This window comes from Streptomyces sp. E2N166, assembly GCF_003671715.1.
GTDB classification, from domain to species: domain Bacteria; phylum Actinomycetota; class Actinomycetes; order Streptomycetales; family Streptomycetaceae; genus Streptomyces; species Streptomyces thinghirensis.
Genome location: NZ_RAIF01000032.1, coordinates 1,794,137 through 1,813,162, shown reverse-complemented (window position 1 = coordinate 1,813,162; position 19,026 = coordinate 1,794,137). Strand labels below are relative to the sequence as shown.

The window sequence follows — 19,026 nt, the reverse complement described above, 5'->3', positions numbered from 1 at the left end:
GCGTCGGGCAGCGCCCCCGGGAGGCCTTCCTCGTCCGCCTGCCGCCGCGCCCGGCGGGCGTTCTCCTCGCGCAGCGTCTCCAGCCACCGCCACGGCTTGATCCCGTCCAGGGTGAGGCCCGGGCACGCGAGTCGGTGGGGGACGCGGCAGGTGGTGCCGGCCGCAGGCTCGTTCGGACCGCTGTTCCAGGCCTGCCCGCCGGGGTCGATGTGCCAGCGGTGGCCGTCGGGGACGAGGTGCGCGGGGATGGCGGGCAGGGGCTCGAGCAGGACGTGCCGGCCGGTGTAGGTGGGACGGCGTTCGCCGACCAGGCCGCAGTGCGGACAGATCGGCCGGGCCGGCGGTTCGGGCCCGGTGGCGCCGTCGCGGGCGGCCTGCCTCCGGTCGACGCTCTCCCAGGGCCGCGGGGCATCGACGGGCGGCTGCCGGTGGCTGTCGGGGCCGGGTACCGGGAAGAGGGTCGGTTCGTGTGTATCCCCCATGGACGCGAGCGTGCGGTGAAGGCGGGGAACGGGCCAGGGCGCAAGACGGGCGCAACGGCAGCATGCGGACGGATCGCACGGGCGCGGGGCCCAGCCTCGCCTCCCCTCGCGGGTATCGACACGACGTTCTCCCGCCCAGCGCGGCAGCCCCCGCTGGGACACGCGTCACCGATGAGTCACGGGAGCCGACGATCGCAAGCCCGGCGGGTCACCGCGAGGCCGACACCTCACTGACAGCGGCGCGCAAGTGTGATCGGACGTTCCATGACCTTCGGCGGCCGGCGGACCGGCCTGGCAAACTGGCGGACGTGACAGCTCACGAGGCAGTGCGCGCGCCCGTGTTCGCGCAGATCGTCCGGGCGCAGGATGCCACCCCGGCCCTCCGCCGGGATCTGCGGGACTGCTGGACGGCGGTCATCAACGCCGGGGGCGCGGTCATCCCCATGGGCTGTCCACTGCCGCCGGTGCCCTCGCCGGAGGTCGAACCGGCGCTGGACGAGATCGTGCGGGGGCTCGCTCCGCAGCGCAGCCGCATCATCCTCGCCACCGTCGACGGCGCACTCGCGGGCTGGGTACTCCTGCGCCGCGAGCCGCACCCTCTCGTCGCGCACTGCGGAACGGTGAACCACCTTCAGACGCACGTCCGTTTCCGCGGCATGGCCGTCGGTGCCGCGCTGATGCGCCGTCTCCCGGAGATCGCCCGCGACGAGATGGGCATGGAACGGCTGCGGCTCACCGCGCGGGCCGGTCTGGGGCTCGAGGACTTCTACCGCGGGGCCGGCTGGACCGAGGTCGGCCGATGGCCGGGCGCGCTGCGCGTGGCGCCCGGTGACGACCGTGACGAGATCCTGATGAGCCTCGCCCTGTGAACCGGCTGGGGTTCAGTCGCCCGTGACCGCCACCAGAACGGCACTGTCGCCGAACTGCCAGACCGGCGCGACGTGGTGGAAGCCCGCCCGACGCAGCAGCTCGATGTGGCGGTCCACCGCGAGATCCTCCCCGGCTCCGCTCCCCCCGCGGGCCGCGTGGCGCTGGGCGCGCTCGGCGAGCAGGTCGGCCAGCTCGGGGTCCCGGGCCGCCGCGGTCCACCACTCCTGCCAGTCCTCGTGGGCATGGCCACCCGTCCGCTCGGCGCGGCGGCGGCCCACGTGGCCGGTGATGTCCGAGCACGGTGCCTCGCCGGGCGGGAAGTGGTCGCCGTTGACGAGTACGCCGCCGGGGCGCAGCAGCGCGGCGAGTCGGCGGTACGTGTCCAGCAGTACCGGCTCGGGGAGGTAGTGCAGGGCCGTCGTGGAGACGGCGGCGTCCAGGGGGCGCTCCAGCCCGAGGGCGTCGGTCCAGCCGTCGGCACCGATCACGGTGTCGACGTAGCGGGCGGCGTTCGCGTGGTGGGTCCGTCCCAGTTCCAGCAGCAGGGGGTCCATGTCGGCGGCGACGATCTCCGCGTCCGGCAGCCGGTCGGCGAGTCGGGCGGCCAGGGAGCCCGGGCCGCAGCCGAGGTCGAGCAGGAGCGGCCGGGCACGGCCGGCCGTGACGTACTCGACGACATCCGTGATCACCGTGAACCGCTCCTCGCGGTCCACGGCGTAGCGCTGCTGCTGTCGCTCCCAGCGCTCCACCCACGTCCTGGCCACCGCCATGCTGATGCCCATCTGGTCGCGCCACCTCTTCCGTTCCTCACCCGTAGTGGACGCGACCGAATCTACAGGTGGAAACGGTTATCACTTGCCATATCGCTCGTCCTTCACGCCAATGACGCCAGTACGGTGAGCAGACGGTCGATTTCCTCCACCGTGTTGTAGACGTGCAGGCTGACACGCACCGACCCGTCCTTCTCGCCCGCGCCGGCCTGGCAGAGGCTGTCGGCCCGCACCATGAGGCCGTGGCTGTAGAGGATGAAGCCGAGGTCGTCGGACGGGATGTCCTGGTGCCGGAAGGTGACGATGCCGTGGCGGCGCTGGGTCGCGGGGAGCACGGAGTCGGCGGCCAGACTGGTGGGGCAGCCGAGGATCTCGTACGGGGCGAGGTGTCTGAGCCGGTCGGTCAGCCGGGTCGTGAGGCCGGCCGTCCAGTCTGCGATCCGGTCGGGACCGGCCATGTCGAGCCAGTCGAGCGCCGCCCTCAGCGACACGATGCCCACCGTGTTGGGCGTGCCCTGCCAGCCGGCCGGCCGGAGGGCGGGCCCCCGCGCGTTGCGCGCCCAGACCGCTCCCGAACCCGGCAGGGCCATCGCCTTGTGCCCCGAGAAGACCACGAAGTCGACGTCGAGCCCGGGATCGGCCAGGTCGACGGACAGATGGCCGACGCTCTGGGCCGCGTCCAGGCAGATCGGCACGTCCGGGCCGACCGCCGCGCGGATGCGGTGCACGTTCATGTCACCGCCGTAGACGTGGTGGACGTGTGTGGCGGCCACGAAGCGGGTCCGCGGACCGACGAGGTCGCCGAGGGCACGGTGGTCGTAGTCGCCCGAGACCGCCTGGTACGGCAGGCCGCGCAGGTGTACGCGGATGCCGCGGGCGGCCAGCAGCCGCTGCGCTTCGACCCAGGGGTCCAGGTTGGCCCGGTGGTCGGCGAACGGCACGAGGATCTCGTCGCCGTCGTTGAGGTACGGCACGAGCCAGTCGCGGGCGACGGTGCGCAGGCCCTCGGTGGTGCCGCTGGTGAAATGCACGGTGGAGTGGTCCGGTCCCGGATCGCCGAGGAACTCCTTCACCCGGTCCCGGGTCCCCTCCACCAGCTCCGTGGTGCGGTTGGCCCAGGGGTAGGCGCCGCGGCCCGCGTTGGCGTTCGACGTCGTGAGGTAGGTCTGGACCGCCTCCAGCACGGCCCGCGGCTTCTGGGACGTCGCCGCGCTGTCGAGGTAGGCCGACTCCGGATGTGCGGTGACGATGGGGAACTGCTCCCTCAGTTCCCGCTGCCGGAACGCCGCGCTCATTCGCGCACCAGCGGGGCGCCCGCGTCCCGCCAGGCGACGATTCCGCCGGCCAGGCTTCGCACGTCGGGATGCCCCATGCGGGCAAGCAGGGCGGCGTAGCGCAGTGACCTCTCGCCGACGGGACAGGCCAGCAGTACTGGTGTCCGCTTGGCGAAGGGGAGCCCGCCGCGGACGAGTTCCTCGAACAGTTCGTCGACGATGTTGACCGAGCCCTCGATGTGCAGGGCGGCGTAGGCGTGCGGGCTGCGCAGGTCGACGACGAGCGGCCGGGGGTCGCCCTCCGTGAGCCGGCGGCGGGCTTCGTCCACGGTCGCGGACCGGCCGCCCGCCCGCACCTCTTCCTCGGTGAGCGTCGCGAGGGTGGGCCCGCGGCTCGCCCTGCCGAGCAGCTCGGGGCGGCGTGCGCGAACGTAACTCAGGTAGCTCTCCGCCCGGTCACAGACGATGAACACCGCGGTCTCCCGACGGCCCGACCCCTCCAGCGCGGCGTCGACAGCCCCCAGGTGCCGCACCGCGCCCTGGTAGGCGGCGCCCCCGGTCGGTCCCGTCAGCAGTCCGCACCGGCGTACGAGGGTGAGCATCCCGTCGATGGCCTCGCCCGAGGTGACGGACTCGATCGTGTCGTACGTCGCCGGATCGAACAGGCCTACCTGATGGACCTCGTCGATGGTGCGGATGCCGGGGATGAAGTCCGACTTGTGGGCGACCAGGCCGAGTACCCGTACCTCCGGGTCGTGCTCGCGCAGCACCCTGGCGACACCGGTCGACGAACCGGCCGTGCCCACGCAGGCGACGAACCAGTCCGGCGCCCGCCCGTCCAGGTCCTTGACTATCTCCGGCCCGGTGCCCTCCGCATGGGCCTCGACGTTGCGCGGGTTGAAGTACTGGTCGGTGTGCAGATACGTGTTTCCCGGCTCCGAGAGCGTCCGGTGGAAGTGGGTCAGCGGATCGTCCGTGTCGGTCGGGTCGAGGCACTCGCTGCGCCCCGGCAGCTCCTCGATCTCGGCGCCCAGGAGCAGGAGCAGCTCCTTGATCTCCGGTACGCGCATCCGGTTGGTGACGCTCTTGAACCGCATTCCGTGCATGCCCGCCAGCAGGGCGAGCGCCTTGGCCGTGTTCCCGCTGGAGAGTTCCACGACCGTTCCCTCCCCCTCGGCCGCGTCCTCCAGGTGGGGGCGCGCCATGTGCCAGGCGGGCCGGTCCTTGACGGAGCCGAACGGGTTGAGCATCTCCAGCTTCGCGTAGAGGTCGATGTTGCGCAGCCCGTGCACGGCGGGGTCGATGCGCACCAGCGGTGTGTTGCCGATGGCCTCCGTGATGCTGTCGTACCTCATGCGGGCGTTCCCCCCGGGTGTGTGATCGGCCAGTAGTCCTCGTCCAGGCACCAGCGCCAGGAGTCACCCTCCTTCTCCACCGCCACCGTCCGCGCGAGGGGCTGCCGCTGCGCGTGGTGGGCGTGGAAGTCCATCGCGTACCCGGCGGTGTTGACGAAGGCCAGCAGGTCACCGGCGCGCGGCAGCCTGGGGAGGAACACCAGGCGGCGGGTGATCAGATCGGCCTCCAGGCAGAGGTTGCCGACGAGGTGGACCCCGACCGGCCCCTCGTCGTCCTCCTCAGGTCCGCCCCGCGGCAGCAGTACGGGGTCCACGAGGACTCCGTGCTCCTCCAGGCTCACGTCCCCGGCGTTCATCCCGAGGCGCACCAGGTAGGTCTCCGAGTCCTCCCCCGTGCGGCGCACGTCCAGCACGCGGGCCAGTGACAGCCCGCACTGGTCGACCAGGGAACGGCCGGGTTCGATGTGGAGGTCGTGCAGATGCTCCAGCAGAAGGGTGCCGGGTCCCCGGCCCAGCACCGGTGCGGGGAGCGAGAGGAGTTCGTCGAGGTAGCCGGGGCCGGCGTCGGGGCGGTGGCCGGGGTACAGCGCGACGGACCCGCGCACCGTGCCGCCCTCGTTGCGCAGCCCGTAGCCGTGACCGCGCCAGGTCAGGGGCGGGCGGCCACCGAGGACCGCCTCGCTGAGCGCGGTCGTCCAGCGTTCCCACTCCTCGGCGTCGGCGACGTAGCCGACACCGAATCCGCCGCCGATGTCGACGGCGCGCGGTGCCAGGCCCCGGGCCCGGCACCGGTCCATGAGCAGCACGCACTGCTCCAGGGCCCGGCCCTTCTCCTCCAGGCCCGTGGTGTCCAAGTGGTAGGCGAGGCCAGTCAGTTCTACGGCGTCCGCGTGCCGTTCCACGGCCGCCAGAAGTCCCTCCACCTCCCCCGCGGGGGTGCCGAAGCGACTGCGGCGCGACAGCATCCGGGTGCCCGCTCCCCCGTGGCCGGCGGCCGACTCGAACCCGGACAGGCGCGCCAGGACGTCGACCCGCGAGAGGCCGTACTTCCGTACCAGGCCGGCGAGTTGTTCCAGCTCGCGGACCGAGTCCAGGTTCACCGTCGCGCCCACGCGGGCCGCCAGCCAGAGGAACTCCCTGTCCTTGGGACCGGTGGCCATGACTCGGTCCCCGGTGAAGCCGCAGCTCAGGGCGTGCCGCAGTTCGTCCAGCGAGGCGACGTCGACGCCGACGGCGGCCGGTGCCTCGGCGGCCAGTCTCCGCACCAGGGCGCTGGACCGGTTCGCCTTGTGCGCGAAGTAGACGCGCCCGGCCAGATGGTGGCGACGGTAGACGGCCCGGAAGCGCTCGGCGTTCGCGGCGACGGACTCGGGGAGCAGCACGTTGAGCGGAGAGCCGAGCGCGTCGACGAGCGAGCGCAGGAATGGTGCGGCCCCCAGCAGTGAGGCGAGCGGTGGATCCACCCGCGGCCTCAGATATAAGGGCACATCCACGAAAGACCCCTCCCCGTGTCGGCCGACCGTCGTCGCGACGACCGTTCGGGAGTAGTCGTTTCCAGGTACACACGCCGCTAAGCCTCGGGGCGCGGCCAGGGGCCCGGGCGGCCGCTTGCGCCGCTGCCGGCCGGCTCGGCGCCCGGAGCGCGACGTGCGCCCTGGGGGACCACGGCGGGCCGACGGCCGGAGAAGGCTGAGGGAACCGGCGGCGCACGCCTACGGGGCGCAGGCCTCGGCGATGGACAGGCTGTTCTCGTAGAGGTGGTGACGGGTGATCCGGCCGTCCTCGACGGTGAGGTGGAGGGCGAACGGGCCCTCGAAGGACTTGCCCGTCACTCGTACGGTCCCCGACAGGTGTCCCATCAAAACGGCGTCGGTGCCGTCGACGAGGAAGGTGTCGAGTGAGGCACGCGCGTCCTCGGGCACGGTGTGCTCCATCAACTCCGTGAACTGGGCGGCACATTCGGCGGCCGTGGACCGCGGCCGGATCCACGGAACGGCGGGGTTGTCGGCGAGCAGCCAGTCGACCTCGTCGGCGAAGAGGTCGACGAGCCGCCCGGTGTCCCCGGCCATGCGGGCGGCGAGGAAGTCCTGCACCACGGCCCGGGTTGCCTCGGCGACCGAACTCGCGGCGCCGACCGAACTCGGCGTGGTGGCGGTGGGCTTGACGGACATGCTGCTCTCCTCGCTGCTGCGGCTGGATCCCGGCCGGGGTTGGTTCGCGGGGTTTCCCGTCGACGCACTTGATCCTGCCGGGGGAAGGGAGAGCGGTCGATTACCCCGAAGGTAAGTACGGGGTTGATCAGGGATGGTCAGGGTGCCGATGCCGCCCCCGGTCGAGTCTCGCGTAGCCCGACTGGGCCGGTCGGCTGACGGCGAGCGTTGCTCCGCGGGCTGTCATTCGTTAAGGCGGACATGATCAAGAAGCTTGCCTGCGTCTCCGTCATGGCCACTGCTCTCCTGGCGTCCGCACCTGCCGCTGAGGCATCCCCCGTGCCCGGCCCCTCGGCCGGGGTCCCGGGCGGGCCTCTCCTGGACGGTCTCCTCGGGTCGCTCGAGGTGGGCCACCCGGCCACGTCCCCGCAGTCGCTGCTGCCCGAGGGCATCCTCGGCAGGTGACGGGTGCCGTCGCAGTTGATCACCTCCACCGCTGATCAACGCCCCTTTCACGTCGTCCCGTTCGTGCGGACGGACGCGCGCGAATGCGCCTGATCGTCCCTTCGGCCTCGGATCAGCCGGTTCACCGTTACGGTCCACCGGCTGATCGCGGCGCCGCCAGACCGCGGCAGGTTTCCCGTAACCACCGTCCGGCAGCCTCCAGGGAGTCATTCGAACGCGGGAGGCTGTAGTGAAGCACGCGAGCAACAGACGTGTCGGTGTCGTGGTGGCCGTGCTGAGCGGTCTGACCCTGGCCGCGACGGCATCGACGACCGCACACGCGGACGAGCGGCCCGACGACCGGCCCGACGCCATCGCACACCGCGGCTCATCCGGCATGGCACCGGAGAACACCGAGGCCGCCATCGACCTCGCCGTCGACCAACGCGCCGACTTCGTCGAGATCGACGTCCAACGCACCAAAGACGGCACACTCGTCAACTTCCACGACTGCACCATGGAACGCACCACCAACATCGAAGAGATCTACCCCGACCGCCCCCGCTACCGCGTCTCCGACTTCACCTGGGCAGAACTCCGCCAACTCGACGCCGGCTCCTGGTTCCACCACGACTACACCGGCGAACCCCTCATCACCGTCGACCACGTCATCACCCGCATCAACAACACCCGCACCGGACTCCTCGCCGAGATCAGCCCCTGCGGCCACTACACCGACCTCGCCACCGACCTCGCCAAAAACCTCCAGAACAAACCACGCTACGTCCGCCGCGCACTCGCCCGCGAACAACTCGCCGTCCAGTCCTTCCAGACCGACGACGCCCACCAATTCCACACCCACATGCCCGACATCCCCATCGGCCTCCTCGACGCCGACCGCCCCACCGACACCGAACTCCTCGAACTCAGCACCTGGGCCGACCAGATCAACCCCCAGCACACCGTCACCGACCAGAACCTCGTCGACCGCATCCACCAACTCGGCATGGACATCAACGTCTGGACCGTCGACGAACCCGGCGCCATACGCAAAATGACCACCCTCGGCGTCGACGGCATCATCACCGACTACCCCCAATCCCTCACCCAGCACTGACCAGGGCGTCCGGAAGTCACCGCGTTGACACACAGCGCCATCGGGCGTTGACTATCAGTACGGCGCAGAGCCAGGCCGCTCCGGGGAACCGGTGATTCAAACAACCCAGGAAAGCGGCATTCGATGATGTACGACCAGACGCGCGCACAGCAGCCGTCGGATCAGCCCCCGCGCCACCCCGAGCACCATTCCGCGGCGCCGGACGCGCTCCTGCCGTCGGACGAGCGGGACGCGGTCCTTCGGCGACTCCGCCAGGCCATGAACACTTTCGCCGACACTCCGCTTCGAGCGCTGGAAGAGGCGGAGGGCGCCTTCGACGACGCCGCCGCCCACCTCGCGAACGCTCTCGCGGAACGACGCCGTGCCCTTCACGAGAGCTGGCAGGACCGCGACCCCGAGACGCAGGCCGAAGAACTCCGGATCGCGCTGCGGCAGTACCGGGAGATCACCCAACGGCTGCTGCGCACCTAGCGGGTGCCGTTCGGACCGTCGAGCATCGCGGGGTGTGAAGCGCGGTCGGTCACCACCTTGAATACCCGCGTCGGCCCTTCGAACGCCAGAGCTAGGCACTCCTCGGTTTGCGGGCGGGCGGTTTGCGGGCCGGCGTCTTCTTCGCGGTCGTCGCCTTCGCGGTCGTCGCCTTGGACGAGGTCTTCTTCGCCGCTGTCTTCCTGGCGGGCGTCTTCCCCGCTGCGGGCTTCTTCTTCGGTCCGGGCAGTTCGTGCACCTCGGCGTGCCCGTTCTCACCCCGGGACTCCTTCGCCTGGGACACGGACTCCCGCAGCGCGGCCATCAGGTCGAGCACCTGACCCGGCCGCTCCTCCTGCTCGGGCGCCTCCGGCGGCGCCCTGTGCTCGCGCTTCGCCTCGATCAGTTCCGCGACGGCGTCCGTGTAGGTGTCACGGAACTCGTCGCCCTCCAGGTCGTCGCGGGTCATCGTGTCCATCAGCGCGAGCGCTCCTTCGATCTCCTCCTCGGCCACCTCGACCGGCGGCGGGGTGAGCGAGGACGGGTCACGGATCTCGTCGGGCCAGCGCATGGCGTGCAGCACGATCGCCTCGCCCCGCACCCGCAGCAGGCCCAGCCGCTCCCGCCCCGACCACGCGTACTTCGCCACCGCCACCTTCGACGACCGTGCCAGGGCCTGACGCAGCAACTCGTACGGCTTCGCCGCGACCTGTCCGTCCGGCTGCAGGTAGTAGCCGTCGCCGATCCTGATCGGGTCCACGGACCCCAGCGGCACGAACGCCACGATCTCGATGGCCTTCGCGGTCGGCAGCGGCAGCTCCCGCAGATCCTCGTCGGTGACCGGAACGATCTGCGTCCTGGTCAGCTCGTACCCCTTGCCGATCTCGTCGGGGCGGACCTCCCGGTCCTCGAGCTCGCAGACCTTCCGGGTCCGGATCCTCCCCTGGTCCGCCAGGTGGTACCGGTGGAAGCGGATGCTGTGGTCCTCGGTCGCGCCGACCACATGGATCGGCACGGTGACCAAGCCGAACGAGATGGCACCGCTCCAGATCGACCGGGGCATGGACAGGCCTCTCCACGAAACGTCCCCGAGCAGCACCAGACTAGGAGGGACACGGCGGGCCCGCACGTGCGCCACCGGCGCCGACCCCGGCCCGGGGCATCACATGCCATCACGGCAGGACGGGCGTAGTGTCCTCATATGCGTGATGCTCGGTGTGGTCGGCGTCGAGCAGCCCTGCCGGAGCCGGAGTTCTGATGGACACCGCGATGGCCGCCGTGGTGCGGGAGAGCGGTGCGTTCGGAGGGCTGTTGTACGTGCTGCCGCCGGGCGACAACGCCCTGTGGCAGATCCTGGTGGCGGGCGTTCCCCAGGAGATGGCCGCTCCGTGGCGGCGTGTCGCGCTGACCGATCCGATGCCGGTGGCGGACGCCGTCCGCGAGCGGCGCCTGGTATGGGTCGGCGGCCGGGAGGAGATGGCGCGCCGGTATCCGCGGCCGGCGCTGGTCCTGCCGTACGACTTCGCGCTGGCGGCCTCCCCGCTCGCTTCGGGCACCACCGTCCGGGGCGGACTGGTGCTGCTGTGGTCCGCGGGCCACCCGGAGCGGCTGAGCCCCGAGGAGCGCGACGTCATCCAGGAGGCCTGTCGCCACCTGGGCGGGATCCTGCAGCAGGCGGCGGAGCGCGGCGACCCGCTGCTGCCCGCGAACCGGCCACGGACCCTGCCGCCGCCGGCCGGGCGCACTCCCTCCCCGACCGAGGCGACCGCGGCGTCGGCCTTCGTCGACCGCCTGCCGGGCGGGTCCTGCGGGCTGGACATGCACGGACGCATCACCTTCATCACCCCGGCCGGGGCCGACCTGGTCGGTGCCGACCGAAGCGACCTGGTGGGGGCGCTGCCTTGGGAGGCGCTGCCGTGGATGGACGTACCCCATGTGGAGGACCGCTACCGGGCCGCGCTGGTCAGCCGCCGGCCGCAGAACTTCAGCGTCCTGCGTCCCCCGGACACGTGGCTGGCCTTCGAGCTGTACCCGGACGCCACCGGTATCAGTGTCCGCATCACCCCCGGCGGCCCGGCCGAGGACGTTCCCCCGTCGCCGTCCGTGCCGACCGCCGGCCCCAGCCGCGCCACCGTTCTGTACCACCTGATGCACCTGGCCTCCACCCTGACCGAGGCCGTCGGTGTGCAGGACGTGGTCGAGCAGACCGCCGACCAGTTGCTGCCCGCTCTGGGTGCGCAGGCCATGGTGCTGATGACCGCCGAGGACGGCCGCCTCAAGATCCTCGGCCACCGCGGCTACCGCGCCGAACTCATGGAGCGCTTCGACGCCGTTCCCCTCAGCTCGGACATCCCCGGCGCCGACGTCCTGGCCCGCGGCGTCCCGGACTTCTTCGCGTCCTTCGCGGAACTGCGCCACGCCTACCCCGCCACCGTGCACGAGGACGGTATGGCCGCGTGGGCGGTCCTGCCGTTGATCGCGTCCGGTCGGCCGATCGGTTCCCTCCTCCTCGCCTACAAACGGCCGCACGTCTTCCCGCCCGGCGAACGGGCCGCGCTCACCTCACTGGCCGGCCTGGTCGGGCAGGCCCTGGACCGTGCCCGTCTCTACGACGCCAAACACCACCTCGCACACCGCCTGCAGTCCGCCCTGCTCCCGCACACCCTTCCCCACGTGCCCGGCCTGCGGGTCGCCGCCCGCTATCTCCCGGCGGCCCGGGGCCTGGGGATCGGCGGTGACTTCTACGACCTCATCCGTCTCGACGAGCACACGGCCAGCGCCACCATCGGCGACGTACAGGGCCACAACGTGGACGCCGCCGCGCTGATGGGGCAGGTCCGCACCGCCGTGCACGCCCACGCCACCGTGGGGGCGACCCCCGACGACGTCCTGGCCCGCACCAACCGCCTGCTCACCGACCTGGACCCCGGCCTGTTCACCAGCTGTGTCTACGTCCACCTCGACCTCGCCACGCACCGCGCCTGTCTGTCCTCCGCCGGTCACCCGCCGCCGCTGGTGCGCCATGCCGACGGACGCATCGAGATCCTCCAGGTGCCGCCCGGCCTCCTGCTCGGCATCGAGCCGGACGCCCAGTACTCGGTGCTGGAATGCGACCTGCCGCCCGGCAGCGTGCTCGCCCTGTACACCGACGGACTCGTCGAAGCCCCCGGAGTCGACCTCGACGACGCCACCGCGGCCCTCGCCGGGTTTCTCGAACAGGCCGATCCCACCGACCTCGACGCGATGGCCGACAACCTCATCCGGCATGCGCCCAGCCCCGGTGACGACATCGCCCTGCTCCTCCTCAGTACCCGTGCATGACGCACGGGGCACTCCCGTGACCAGCAGATCGTTTACACAGGCAAGTAGGACTGACGCCGGCCGGCACAGGCCGGCAGCGGAGGAGAAGAACCTCGATGAAGCACCAGAAGGTGTGCGATCTGATGAGCGACGCCGTGGTCCGCGTCCAGCGCGGCACACCGTTCAAGGAGATCGCCCACCTGCTGCAGGAGTACGACATCACAGCGGTGCCCGTCGTGGACGAGGAGAACCGGCCCGTGGGAGTGGTGTCCGAGGCGGACCTCCTGCAGAAGATGTGGGGTGGAGACCACGACCGGTCCCCGGCGGACGGGGAGCGCTCCCGGACGGCCGGAGGCAAGGCGTCCGCCACGGACGCCGCCGGGCTCATGACCTCGCCCGCGGTCTGCGCGCGGGAGAACTGGAGCGTCGTGGACGCCGCCCGGGTGATGGCCCGGCACGGCATCAAGCGGCTCCTGGTCGTCGACGAGGGAGGGCGGCTGATCGGGGTCGTCAGCAGGAGCGACCTGCTGCGGGTCTTCCTCCGCAAGGACCGGGCGATCCGCACCGAGATCATCGAGGAGGCACTGGTCGGGTCCCTCGGTCTGGCTCCCTCGTCCATGCAGGTGGATGTGACACACGGCCATGTCGTCCTCAGCGGCCGGCTCCCGGGCGACGTGTCCGTTTCCGTGCTGGAAGAGCTCTGCCGGCGCGTCGACGGTGTCGTGGCCGTGGAGTTCAGACCGGCGGGAGAGGCCGGCGCCGAGGGCTCGGCCTCCGTCGGCCGCTGACCGGTCGCGCGGTTCCCTCGTGCGGCCGCCGACACGCCCGCCCGTGCCCGCCTCCGGCGGGTGGAGACGGGCACGGGCGGGCGGGACCGGGTGTGGTCAGACCCCGGTCGAGTCCTTCGCCTGGGATACCCTCGCCGAGGGCTCCGGCACCGCGGCCGGGGCGGGCGCGGGCCCGCTCTCGCTGAGTCCGAACCGTCCGTGCAACTTCCGCGGGAAGCCGGGCGCGTACCAGGCCGAGCGGCCGAGCAGTCGCATGGCGGCGGGTACGAGTACGCCACGGACGGCGACCGCGTCGATGAGGATGGCCAGCCCGCTGCCCAGGCCGAACATCTGCATGACATCCACAGCCGGATCTCCGGGCCCGTCGCGGACTGAGAGACAGCGTGCGCCGCGTCCGCTCGTGCCGACAGGCTTCACGGTTGTGGAGCCTCGCCACGGGGTTCGGCCAGTGCCGGGATCTCCGGGTGCTCGCGCAGCGCGGCGATGACCGCGTTCACCGCGGCGCGCTGCGGGGTTGCGCGCCGCACCACGACGGCGACGTTGCGGTGCACCGGTGGGCTGAGCTCCCGGGTGACGACGGCGTGGTCCGGCGTGACGGCCAGGGCGGGCAGCAGGGCGATCGACCCTGCCGATTCCACGTGTCGCAGCAGCATCAGGTAGTTGCCGAACCGGCATGCCACCCGGGGTTCGAACCCCGACTCGCGGCACAGCCGCACGGTCAGATCCGCCATGTACGACTGCGGTCGATCACAGGCCCAGGTCTCCTCCTTGCAGGCCGCGAGGTTCACCGCCGTGCGGGAGGCGAGTGGATGGCCACGCGGCAGGACCAACACGACCGAGTCGGTCCCCAATGACGTGATCTCGAGGTCCGCGCCCCATGAGAGGCCGGCGTAGTCGGTGGTGGTGACGATGACGTCCGCCTCCCCCGAGCGCAGGGCTGGTCCGCTCTCGTGCGGCTCCATCTCGACCAGTTCGACGTGCAGGTGCGGGTGGGTGGTGGCCAGGCGCGTCGCCGCCGGGACCGCGAGGGTGTAGATCGCGCTCTGGAACACGCCGAGCCGGACGGTGCCGATGGGCTCTTCGTTCAGCGCGCGCAGTTCGGCCTCGGCCTCGGACATCCGGTCCAGGATCTCCCGGCCGCGACGGGCCAGCACGAGACCGGCCGGGGTCAGCCGCACCCGCCGACCGGTCCGCTCGATCAGCCGGCACCGGGTCTCCGTCTCCAGCACCGCCAGCTGCTGGGAGACCGTCGACGCGCTCAGATGCAGCGTTTCGGCGACCGCGCGGACCGTACCGAGAGTGTCCAGCAGGCTGAGCAGTCGAAGCCGTCCCGAGTTGAGCACGCCTCGACTGTACGGAACCTTGTCCGGCCTTGCCGAACAGCAGCGTCGAATCTGTGCGATGGACACGCGCAGCGGCACGTCTCTAACGTCGGTCGCATGCCTTCCGAGACGGCCTTCGCCGACCCAGAGCGCCACCTCATCCGCTACTCCGGCCACGCACCCTTCTCGCCGGAGGTCATCACCCGCGCCGCGGGCACGTCGGTGTTCACCGAGAGCGGCCGTGAGCTGCTCGACTTCACCTCCGGTCAGATGAGCGCGATCCTCGGGCACTCCCACCCGGCGATCGTGTCGACGGTGCGTGAGCAGGTCGCGCACCTCGATCACCTCCACAGCGGCATGCTGAGCCGTCCGGTCGTCGAGCTCGCGCGCCGGCTGGCCGGCACCCTGCCCGAGTGCCTGGACAAGGCGCTGCTCCTGACCACCGGGGCGGAGGCGAACGAGGCCGCGGTGAGGATGGCGAAGCTCGTCACCGGCCGCCACGAGATAGTCTCCTTCGCCCGGTCCTGGCACGGCATGACCCAGGCCGCCGCGAACGCCACCTACAGCGCGGGCCGCAAGGGCTACGGCCCCGCCGCGCCGGGCAACTTCGCGCTTCCGGTGCCGGACCGCTTCCGCCCCGCCGTCGTCGACTCCGACGGCGAGCTGGACTGGCGTCGCCAGCTGGACATGGGCTTCGAGCTGATCGACGCCCAGTCGGTCGGCAGCCTGGCCGCGTGCCTGGTCGAGCCGATCCTCAGCTCGGGCGGAGTCGTCGAGCTGCCGCCGGGCTATCTCGCGGCCCTGGCACGCAAGTGCCGGGAGCGCGGCATGCTGCTGATCCTCGACGAGGCCCAGACCGGGCTGTGCCGCACCGGCGACTGGTACGCCTTCCAGCACGAGGGGGTCGTCCCCGACATCCTCACGCTGTCCAAGACACTCGGCGCGGGGCTGCCGCTGGCCGCCGTACTGACCAGTGCGGAGATCGAGCAGCAGGCCCACGACCGGGGGTTCCTCTTCTTCACCACCCATGTCAACGACCCGCTGCCGGCCGCCGTGGGCAACACCGTCCTCGACATCCTGGTCCGCGACCGTCTCGACGAGCGTGCGCGCCGGCTCGGCACGACCCTGCGAGGTCAGCTGGACAAGCTCGCCGCCCGCCACGACGTCGTCGGGGACGTCCGAGGCCGGGGACTGCTCCTGGGAGTGGAACTGGTCGGGGACCAGATCCTGGGCGACGGCGGCGCCGACCGCCTCGGCGCCGCCGTCACCCGGCGCTGCTTCGAGCTGGGGCTGCACATGAACATCGTCCAGCTGCCCGGCATGGGGGGCATCTTCCGCATCGCACCCCCGCTGACCGCCAGCGACGACGAGATCGCCCGGGGCGTCGCCATCCTCGACGAGGCGCTGACCGACGCGGCTCGGGACCTCTGAGGACTACGCCCCCGTGCGAAGGCCCCGGTGGCCTGGAGGAGCAGGTCACCGGGGCCGTACGCGTGAGTGTCAGACGGCGGCCGTCTCCGGCTCGCGGACAGGCTCCTGGGGCGCGGTGGTGTCACCGAGCTCCTTGTGGAGCTTCTCGCCCTCCACGTCGACGTTCGGCAGCAGGCGGTCCAGCCACTTGGGCAGCCACCACGCCTTGGTGCCGAGCAGGGCCAGCACGGCGGGCACGATGGCCATGCGGACCACGAAGGCGTCGAAGAGGACGGCGATGGCGAGGCCGAAGCCCATCATCTTGATCATGTTGTCGTCCTCCAGGATGAAGCCGGAGAAGACACTGATCATGATGATCGCGGCAGCCGCTACGACCCGGCCGCCGTGGGTGAAGCCCGTGGTGACGGACTCGGCGGCGGACGATCCGTGGACGTAGGCCTCACGCATGCGCGTCACGAGGAAGACCTCGTAGTCCATGGCCAGACCGAAGACCACGCCGATCATGAAGATGGGCATCATCGACATGATCGGGCCCGGCTGGGCCACACCGAAGAGGTCGGCGAGCCAGCCCCACTGGAAGACCGCGACCACCGCGCCGAGCGCCGCGGCCACCGAGAGCAGGAAGCCGAGGGCCGCCTTCAGCGGGACGAGGATCGAGCGGAAGACCAGCATCAGGAGCAGGAAGGCGAGGCCGACGACCAGGGCCAGGTACGGGATGAGCGCGTCGTCCAGGGTCTGCGAGAAGTCGATGGTCATCGCGGTCGCGCCGGTCACCAGCATGGTCGCGCCGGTCTCGGCCTTGATGTCGCCGGACAGCGAGCGGATGTCCTTCACCAGCGACTCGGTGTCCGCCTCGCTCGGCCCCGTCTTGGGCACGACCGTGAGGAGGGCGGTGTCGCCCGCCTCGTTGAAGTTGGCCGGGGTGACGGCGGCGGCCTCGCCCAGGCCGGTGATCTCCTTGCCGACGGTGTCGGCGGCGGCCTTCGCGTCGTCCGCGCCCCGGGTGTCGACGGTGACCATCAGCGGGCCGTTGAACCCGGCGCCGAAGGACTCGGACAGCATGTCGTAGGCCTTGCGCTGCGTGGTCTCGGGCGCGGAGCTGCCCTCGTCGGGCAGGCCCAGCTCCATGCTCGCGGCCGGCACGGCGATGGCGCCGAGGCCGAGCACCGCGGTCAGCAGCACGGTCACCGGACGCCGCAGCACGAACTGCGCCCAGCGGGTGCCGAGCTTCGGCTTGGCGGACGCGGCCCGCTGTCCGGCGGGCGCCTTGCGGTCCTTGCGGCTGAGCGCCTTCTTGCCGGCGAAGCCGAGCAGTGCCGGGGTGAGGGTGAGCGCGATCAGCACGGCGATGCCGACCGTGGCCGCTGCGGCCAGGCCCATCTTGGTGAGGATCGGGATGTTGACCACCGCGAGGCCGGCCAGGGCCACGATGACGGTGAGTCCGGCGAAGACGACGGCGGAGCCGGCGGTGCCGGTCGCGCGTCCCGCGGCATCCTCCGGGGTGCGTCCCTCGGCGATCTCCGCGCGGTAGCGGGAGACGATGAACAGGGCGTAGTCGATGGCGACCGCGAGGCCGATCATCATGGCGAGGGTCGAGGTCGTGGCGGAGAGTTCGAGCGTGCTGCCGAGCGCCCCGATGGCGGAGATGCCGATGCCGACACCGATGATCGCCGAGAGCAGCGGCATGCCGGCCGCGACGAGTGAGCCGAAGGTCAGCAGGAGGACGATCGCGGCGACACCGATGCCGATCAACTCGGCGGTGCCGCCCATCTCCTGCTCGGCCATGACCGCGTCGCCGCCGGTCTCGACGGTGAAGCCGTCGCTGCGCGCGCCGTCGGTGGCGGCGGTGAGCGAGTCACGCGCCTGGTCGGTCAGCTCCATGGCGTTGACCTTGTACGTCACCGAGGCGTACGCGGTCGTACCGTCCTCGCTGACGGCGTCCGCCTTGAACGGGTCGGCGACCGAGGAGACCTGCGGGCCGTCACCGAGGGCCGTCACCAGTTCCTCGACCTTGGCCTTGCCGGCCGGGTCCGAGATCTTCCCGCCGTCGGGGGCACGGATCACGACGCGTGCGGTGGCGCCCTCGGCACTGGCGGCCGGGAAGCGCTCGTCGAGGAGGTCGAATGCCTTCTGGGACTCGGTGCCGGGCATCGAGAAGGAGTCTTCGGGCGGGGCGGGCGCCGTGGACGCGGCGACGCCGGCGCCCACGAGTATGGCCACCCAGAGCAGGGCGACGAGGCCGCGGCGCCGGAACGCGCGTCGGCCGAGTCGGTAGAGGAACGTAGCCACCTGGGACCAATCCGTCGGATTTCGGGAAGGACGAAGACCCGGCACATGGGGGGAAGGCAGAGACGCTGACCGGGGTACGGTTCCATGCTCGCCCGGCGTCTCCCGCATTTGATCCGACCCTGGGGCTGGACTGGCGTACTGCATCGGGTGTAGTGCGACCTCGTCCCCCTCTCCCCCGGGTGTAGATCGCGGAGATGGGTGTACGCCGCACTTCGTTGCCGCGGGCAGCCGATGCCGCGCGCACCACCAGGGAGGCTCCGGCGGTCCCGACAACATCAGCTGCGTGGTCGCCGACGCCACGGGCAGGGTGACTGCGCCGCGTACGATGCCCAAGGGGTGCGACGTGCGCTCCCCGCCCCGCGATCACGGGGTGAGGAACAGGCACCCCGAGGACGACCACACCCGGACGGACCTGCCGCCCCGTCAGGTCGTCATCGCCTGGGCCCTGTTCGAGTACCACGCCGACGGCTTGGACGACGCCCTGTGCCCGTGGGCGCCCGACCCGCACCACTGGACGGTACGGCCGGACGATCGGAACGCTCCTCGCCGGCCACGGCGCCGTGGCGGTACGTCCGCCGTCGTGGCCGGGCAGCCGTCCGGTGCGACACTCAGCCGGTCGACGCGGCGACCCGGACCCGGTCACTGTCCCGGTCGGAGAGGAAGGACGCCAGCGCGCGCCCCTCCTCGGCGACGGCGGTGCGGTCGGCCCGGGGGAGGCGGCGCAGCGGCGTGACGGTCACCGTGCCGGCCTCGACGCTCCAGGTCGCGGCGACCCGGCCGTCGACCAGGACGACACGAGCGCCGGCGACCGACAGACCCCGGTGGGCGTCGTCGATGATCCGGCTCCGGTCGTGGTAGCCGAGGATCGCGTTGTCGAACGCCGGGAGGAACCGCACCGGGGCGGGGCTGTCGGGATCGGGGCGCGGCGCGTCCGCCAGGTCCAGCAGTTCCCGGCCGCGCTCGTCC

At 71.5% G+C, this 19,026-nt stretch carries 17 protein-coding genes and 1 pseudogene; 7 read left to right on the top strand and 11 right to left on the bottom strand.

The genetic code is table 11. The features are described from left to right. Positions 1–482 (bottom strand): DUF6083 domain-containing protein (locus EBH09_RS35320; RefSeq protein ID WP_121750843.1); only part of this gene is annotated, 482 nt, incomplete at its 3' end. Between the two features lie 308 nt (positions 483–790). On the opposite strand from EBH09_RS35320, the gene EBH09_RS35315 reads away from it, so the two are divergent. Continuing rightward, complete coding sequence (locus EBH09_RS35315; protein ID WP_238697535.1) at positions 791–1,351, top strand: GNAT family N-acetyltransferase; 561 nt, start codon at positions 791–793, stop codon at positions 1,349–1,351. 12 nt (positions 1,352–1,363) lie between these two features. Here the strand turns inward: EBH09_RS35315 and EBH09_RS35310 are convergent, their stop codons facing one another. The 5 genes from EBH09_RS35310 to EBH09_RS35290 form a co-directional block, all read right to left on the bottom strand. Beyond that, complete coding sequence (locus tag EBH09_RS35310; RefSeq protein WP_121750841.1) at positions 1,364–2,134, bottom strand: class I SAM-dependent methyltransferase; 771 nt, start codon at positions 2,132–2,134, stop codon at positions 1,364–1,366. Between the two features lie 92 nt (positions 2,135–2,226). Beyond that, positions 2,227–3,417 carry an aminotransferase class V-fold PLP-dependent enzyme gene (locus EBH09_RS35305; RefSeq protein ID WP_121750840.1) on the bottom strand — a complete coding sequence of 397 codons (1,191 nt, stop codon included), beginning with the start codon at positions 3,415–3,417 and terminating at the stop codon, positions 2,227–2,229. Beyond that, positions 3,414–4,751 (bottom strand): pyridoxal-phosphate dependent enzyme, encoded by a 1,338-nt coding sequence (locus tag EBH09_RS35300; protein ID WP_121750839.1) that lies wholly within the window; start codon positions 4,749–4,751, stop codon positions 3,414–3,416. Before EBH09_RS35300 ends, EBH09_RS35305 begins: the two co-directional genes overlap by 4 nt. Then, a complete protein-coding gene (locus EBH09_RS35295; RefSeq protein WP_238697534.1) occupies positions 4,748–6,244 on the bottom strand; it encodes a Y4yA family PLP-dependent enzyme in 1,497 nt (498 codons plus the stop codon). Before EBH09_RS35295 ends, EBH09_RS35300 begins: the two co-directional genes overlap by 4 nt. 219 nt (positions 6,245–6,463) lie before the next feature. Next, positions 6,464–6,922, bottom strand: coding sequence for a nuclear transport factor 2 family protein (locus tag EBH09_RS35290; protein ID WP_121750837.1), 459 nt, complete (start codon positions 6,920–6,922; stop codon positions 6,464–6,466). 240 nt (positions 6,923–7,162) lie between these two features. Here EBH09_RS35290 and EBH09_RS35285 point away from each other — a divergent pair, with 240 nt between their 5' ends. The 3 genes from EBH09_RS35285 to EBH09_RS35275 all read left to right on the top strand — a co-directional run bounded on the left by EBH09_RS35285 (position 7,163) and on the right by EBH09_RS35275 (position 8,933). Continuing rightward, the gene (locus EBH09_RS35285) at positions 7,163–7,366 is read left to right on the top strand and encodes a hypothetical protein (RefSeq protein ID WP_121751173.1); all 204 of its coding nucleotides are present in this window, start codon (positions 7,163–7,165) and stop codon (positions 7,364–7,366) included. A 229-nt stretch (positions 7,367–7,595) separates the two neighbouring features. Then, the gene (locus EBH09_RS35280; RefSeq protein WP_121750836.1) at positions 7,596–8,462 is read left to right on the top strand and encodes a glycerophosphodiester phosphodiesterase family protein; all 867 of its coding nucleotides are present in this window, start codon (positions 7,596–7,598) and stop codon (positions 8,460–8,462) included. A 126-nt stretch (positions 8,463–8,588) separates the two neighbouring features. Further along, positions 8,589–8,933, top strand: a complete 345-nt coding sequence (locus EBH09_RS35275; protein WP_121751172.1) for a hypothetical protein — start codon at positions 8,589–8,591, stop codon at positions 8,931–8,933. Between the two features lie 91 nt (positions 8,934–9,024). On the opposite strand, the gene EBH09_RS35270 is transcribed toward EBH09_RS35275, so the two are convergent. Then, positions 9,025–9,993: a Ku protein gene (locus EBH09_RS35270; protein ID WP_121750835.1), complete on the bottom strand. Its 969-nt coding sequence runs from the start codon at positions 9,991–9,993 to the stop codon at positions 9,025–9,027. A gap of 194 nt (positions 9,994–10,187) precedes the next feature. On the opposite strand from EBH09_RS35270, the gene EBH09_RS35265 reads away from it, so the two are divergent. Both EBH09_RS35265 and EBH09_RS35260 read left to right on the top strand, forming a co-directional pair. Next, positions 10,188–12,251 carry a SpoIIE family protein phosphatase gene (locus tag EBH09_RS35265; protein WP_121750834.1) on the top strand — a complete coding sequence of 688 codons (2,064 nt, stop codon included), beginning with the start codon at positions 10,188–10,190 and terminating at the stop codon, positions 12,249–12,251. Between the two features lie 95 nt (positions 12,252–12,346). After that, the gene (locus EBH09_RS35260; RefSeq protein ID WP_121750833.1) at positions 12,347–13,018 is read left to right on the top strand and encodes a CBS domain-containing protein; all 672 of its coding nucleotides are present in this window, start codon (positions 12,347–12,349) and stop codon (positions 13,016–13,018) included. Positions 13,019–13,114: 96 nt separating this feature from the next. On the opposite strand, the pseudogene EBH09_RS35255 reads toward EBH09_RS35260, so the two are convergent. Beyond that, positions 13,115–13,354 (bottom strand): annotated as a pseudogene (locus EBH09_RS35255) (MMPL family transporter); the annotation flags it as partial. Positions 13,355–13,431: 77 nt separating this feature from the next. Then, complete coding sequence (locus tag EBH09_RS35250; RefSeq protein WP_121750832.1) at positions 13,432–14,361, bottom strand: LysR substrate-binding domain-containing protein; 930 nt, start codon at positions 14,359–14,361, stop codon at positions 13,432–13,434. A 96-nt stretch (positions 14,362–14,457) separates the two neighbouring features. Here EBH09_RS35250 and EBH09_RS35245 point away from each other — a divergent pair, with 96 nt between their 5' ends. After that, positions 14,458–15,771 carry an aspartate aminotransferase family protein gene (locus tag EBH09_RS35245; protein WP_121750831.1) on the top strand — a complete coding sequence of 438 codons (1,314 nt, stop codon included), beginning with the start codon at positions 14,458–14,460 and terminating at the stop codon, positions 15,769–15,771. Between the two features lie 69 nt (positions 15,772–15,840). Here the strand turns inward: EBH09_RS35245 and EBH09_RS35240 are convergent, their stop codons facing one another. Together EBH09_RS35240 and EBH09_RS35235 are read right to left on the bottom strand one after the other, a co-directional pair. Continuing rightward, positions 15,841–18,060 carry an MMPL family transporter gene (locus EBH09_RS35240; RefSeq protein WP_121750830.1) on the bottom strand — a complete coding sequence of 740 codons (2,220 nt, stop codon included), beginning with the start codon at positions 18,058–18,060 and terminating at the stop codon, positions 15,841–15,843. Positions 18,061–18,668: 608 nt separating this feature from the next. Then, positions 18,669–19,026, bottom strand: a 358-nt coding sequence (locus tag EBH09_RS35235; RefSeq protein ID WP_193776700.1) for a crosslink repair DNA glycosylase YcaQ family protein, incomplete at its 5' end; no start/stop codon positions are given.

Coding starts and splice junctions, on each gene's coding strand:
- EBH09_RS35245 (WP_121750831.1), top strand. CDS start 14,458: ATGCCTTCCGAGACGGCCTTCGCCGACCCAGAGCGCCACCTCATCCGC.
- EBH09_RS35270 (WP_121750835.1), bottom strand. CDS start 9,993: ATGCCCCGGTCGATCTGGAGCGGTGCCATCTCGTTCGGCTTGGTCACC.
- EBH09_RS35300 (WP_121750839.1), bottom strand. CDS start 4,751: ATGAGGTACGACAGCATCACGGAGGCCATCGGCAACACACCGCTGGTG.
- EBH09_RS35305 (WP_121750840.1), bottom strand. CDS start 3,417: ATGAGCGCGGCGTTCCGGCAGCGGGAACTGAGGGAGCAGTTCCCCATC.
- EBH09_RS35290 (WP_121750837.1), bottom strand. CDS start 6,922: ATGTCCGTCAAGCCCACCGCCACCACGCCGAGTTCGGTCGGCGCCGCG.
- EBH09_RS35265 (WP_121750834.1), top strand. CDS start 10,188: ATGGACACCGCGATGGCCGCCGTGGTGCGGGAGAGCGGTGCGTTCGGA.
- EBH09_RS35275 (WP_121751172.1), top strand. CDS start 8,589: ATGTACGACCAGACGCGCGCACAGCAGCCGTCGGATCAGCCCCCGCGC.
- EBH09_RS35310 (WP_121750841.1), bottom strand. CDS start 2,134: ATGGGCATCAGCATGGCGGTGGCCAGGACGTGGGTGGAGCGCTGGGAG.
- EBH09_RS35285 (WP_121751173.1), top strand. CDS start 7,163: ATGATCAAGAAGCTTGCCTGCGTCTCCGTCATGGCCACTGCTCTCCTG.
- EBH09_RS35260 (WP_121750833.1), top strand. CDS start 12,347: ATGAAGCACCAGAAGGTGTGCGATCTGATGAGCGACGCCGTGGTCCGC.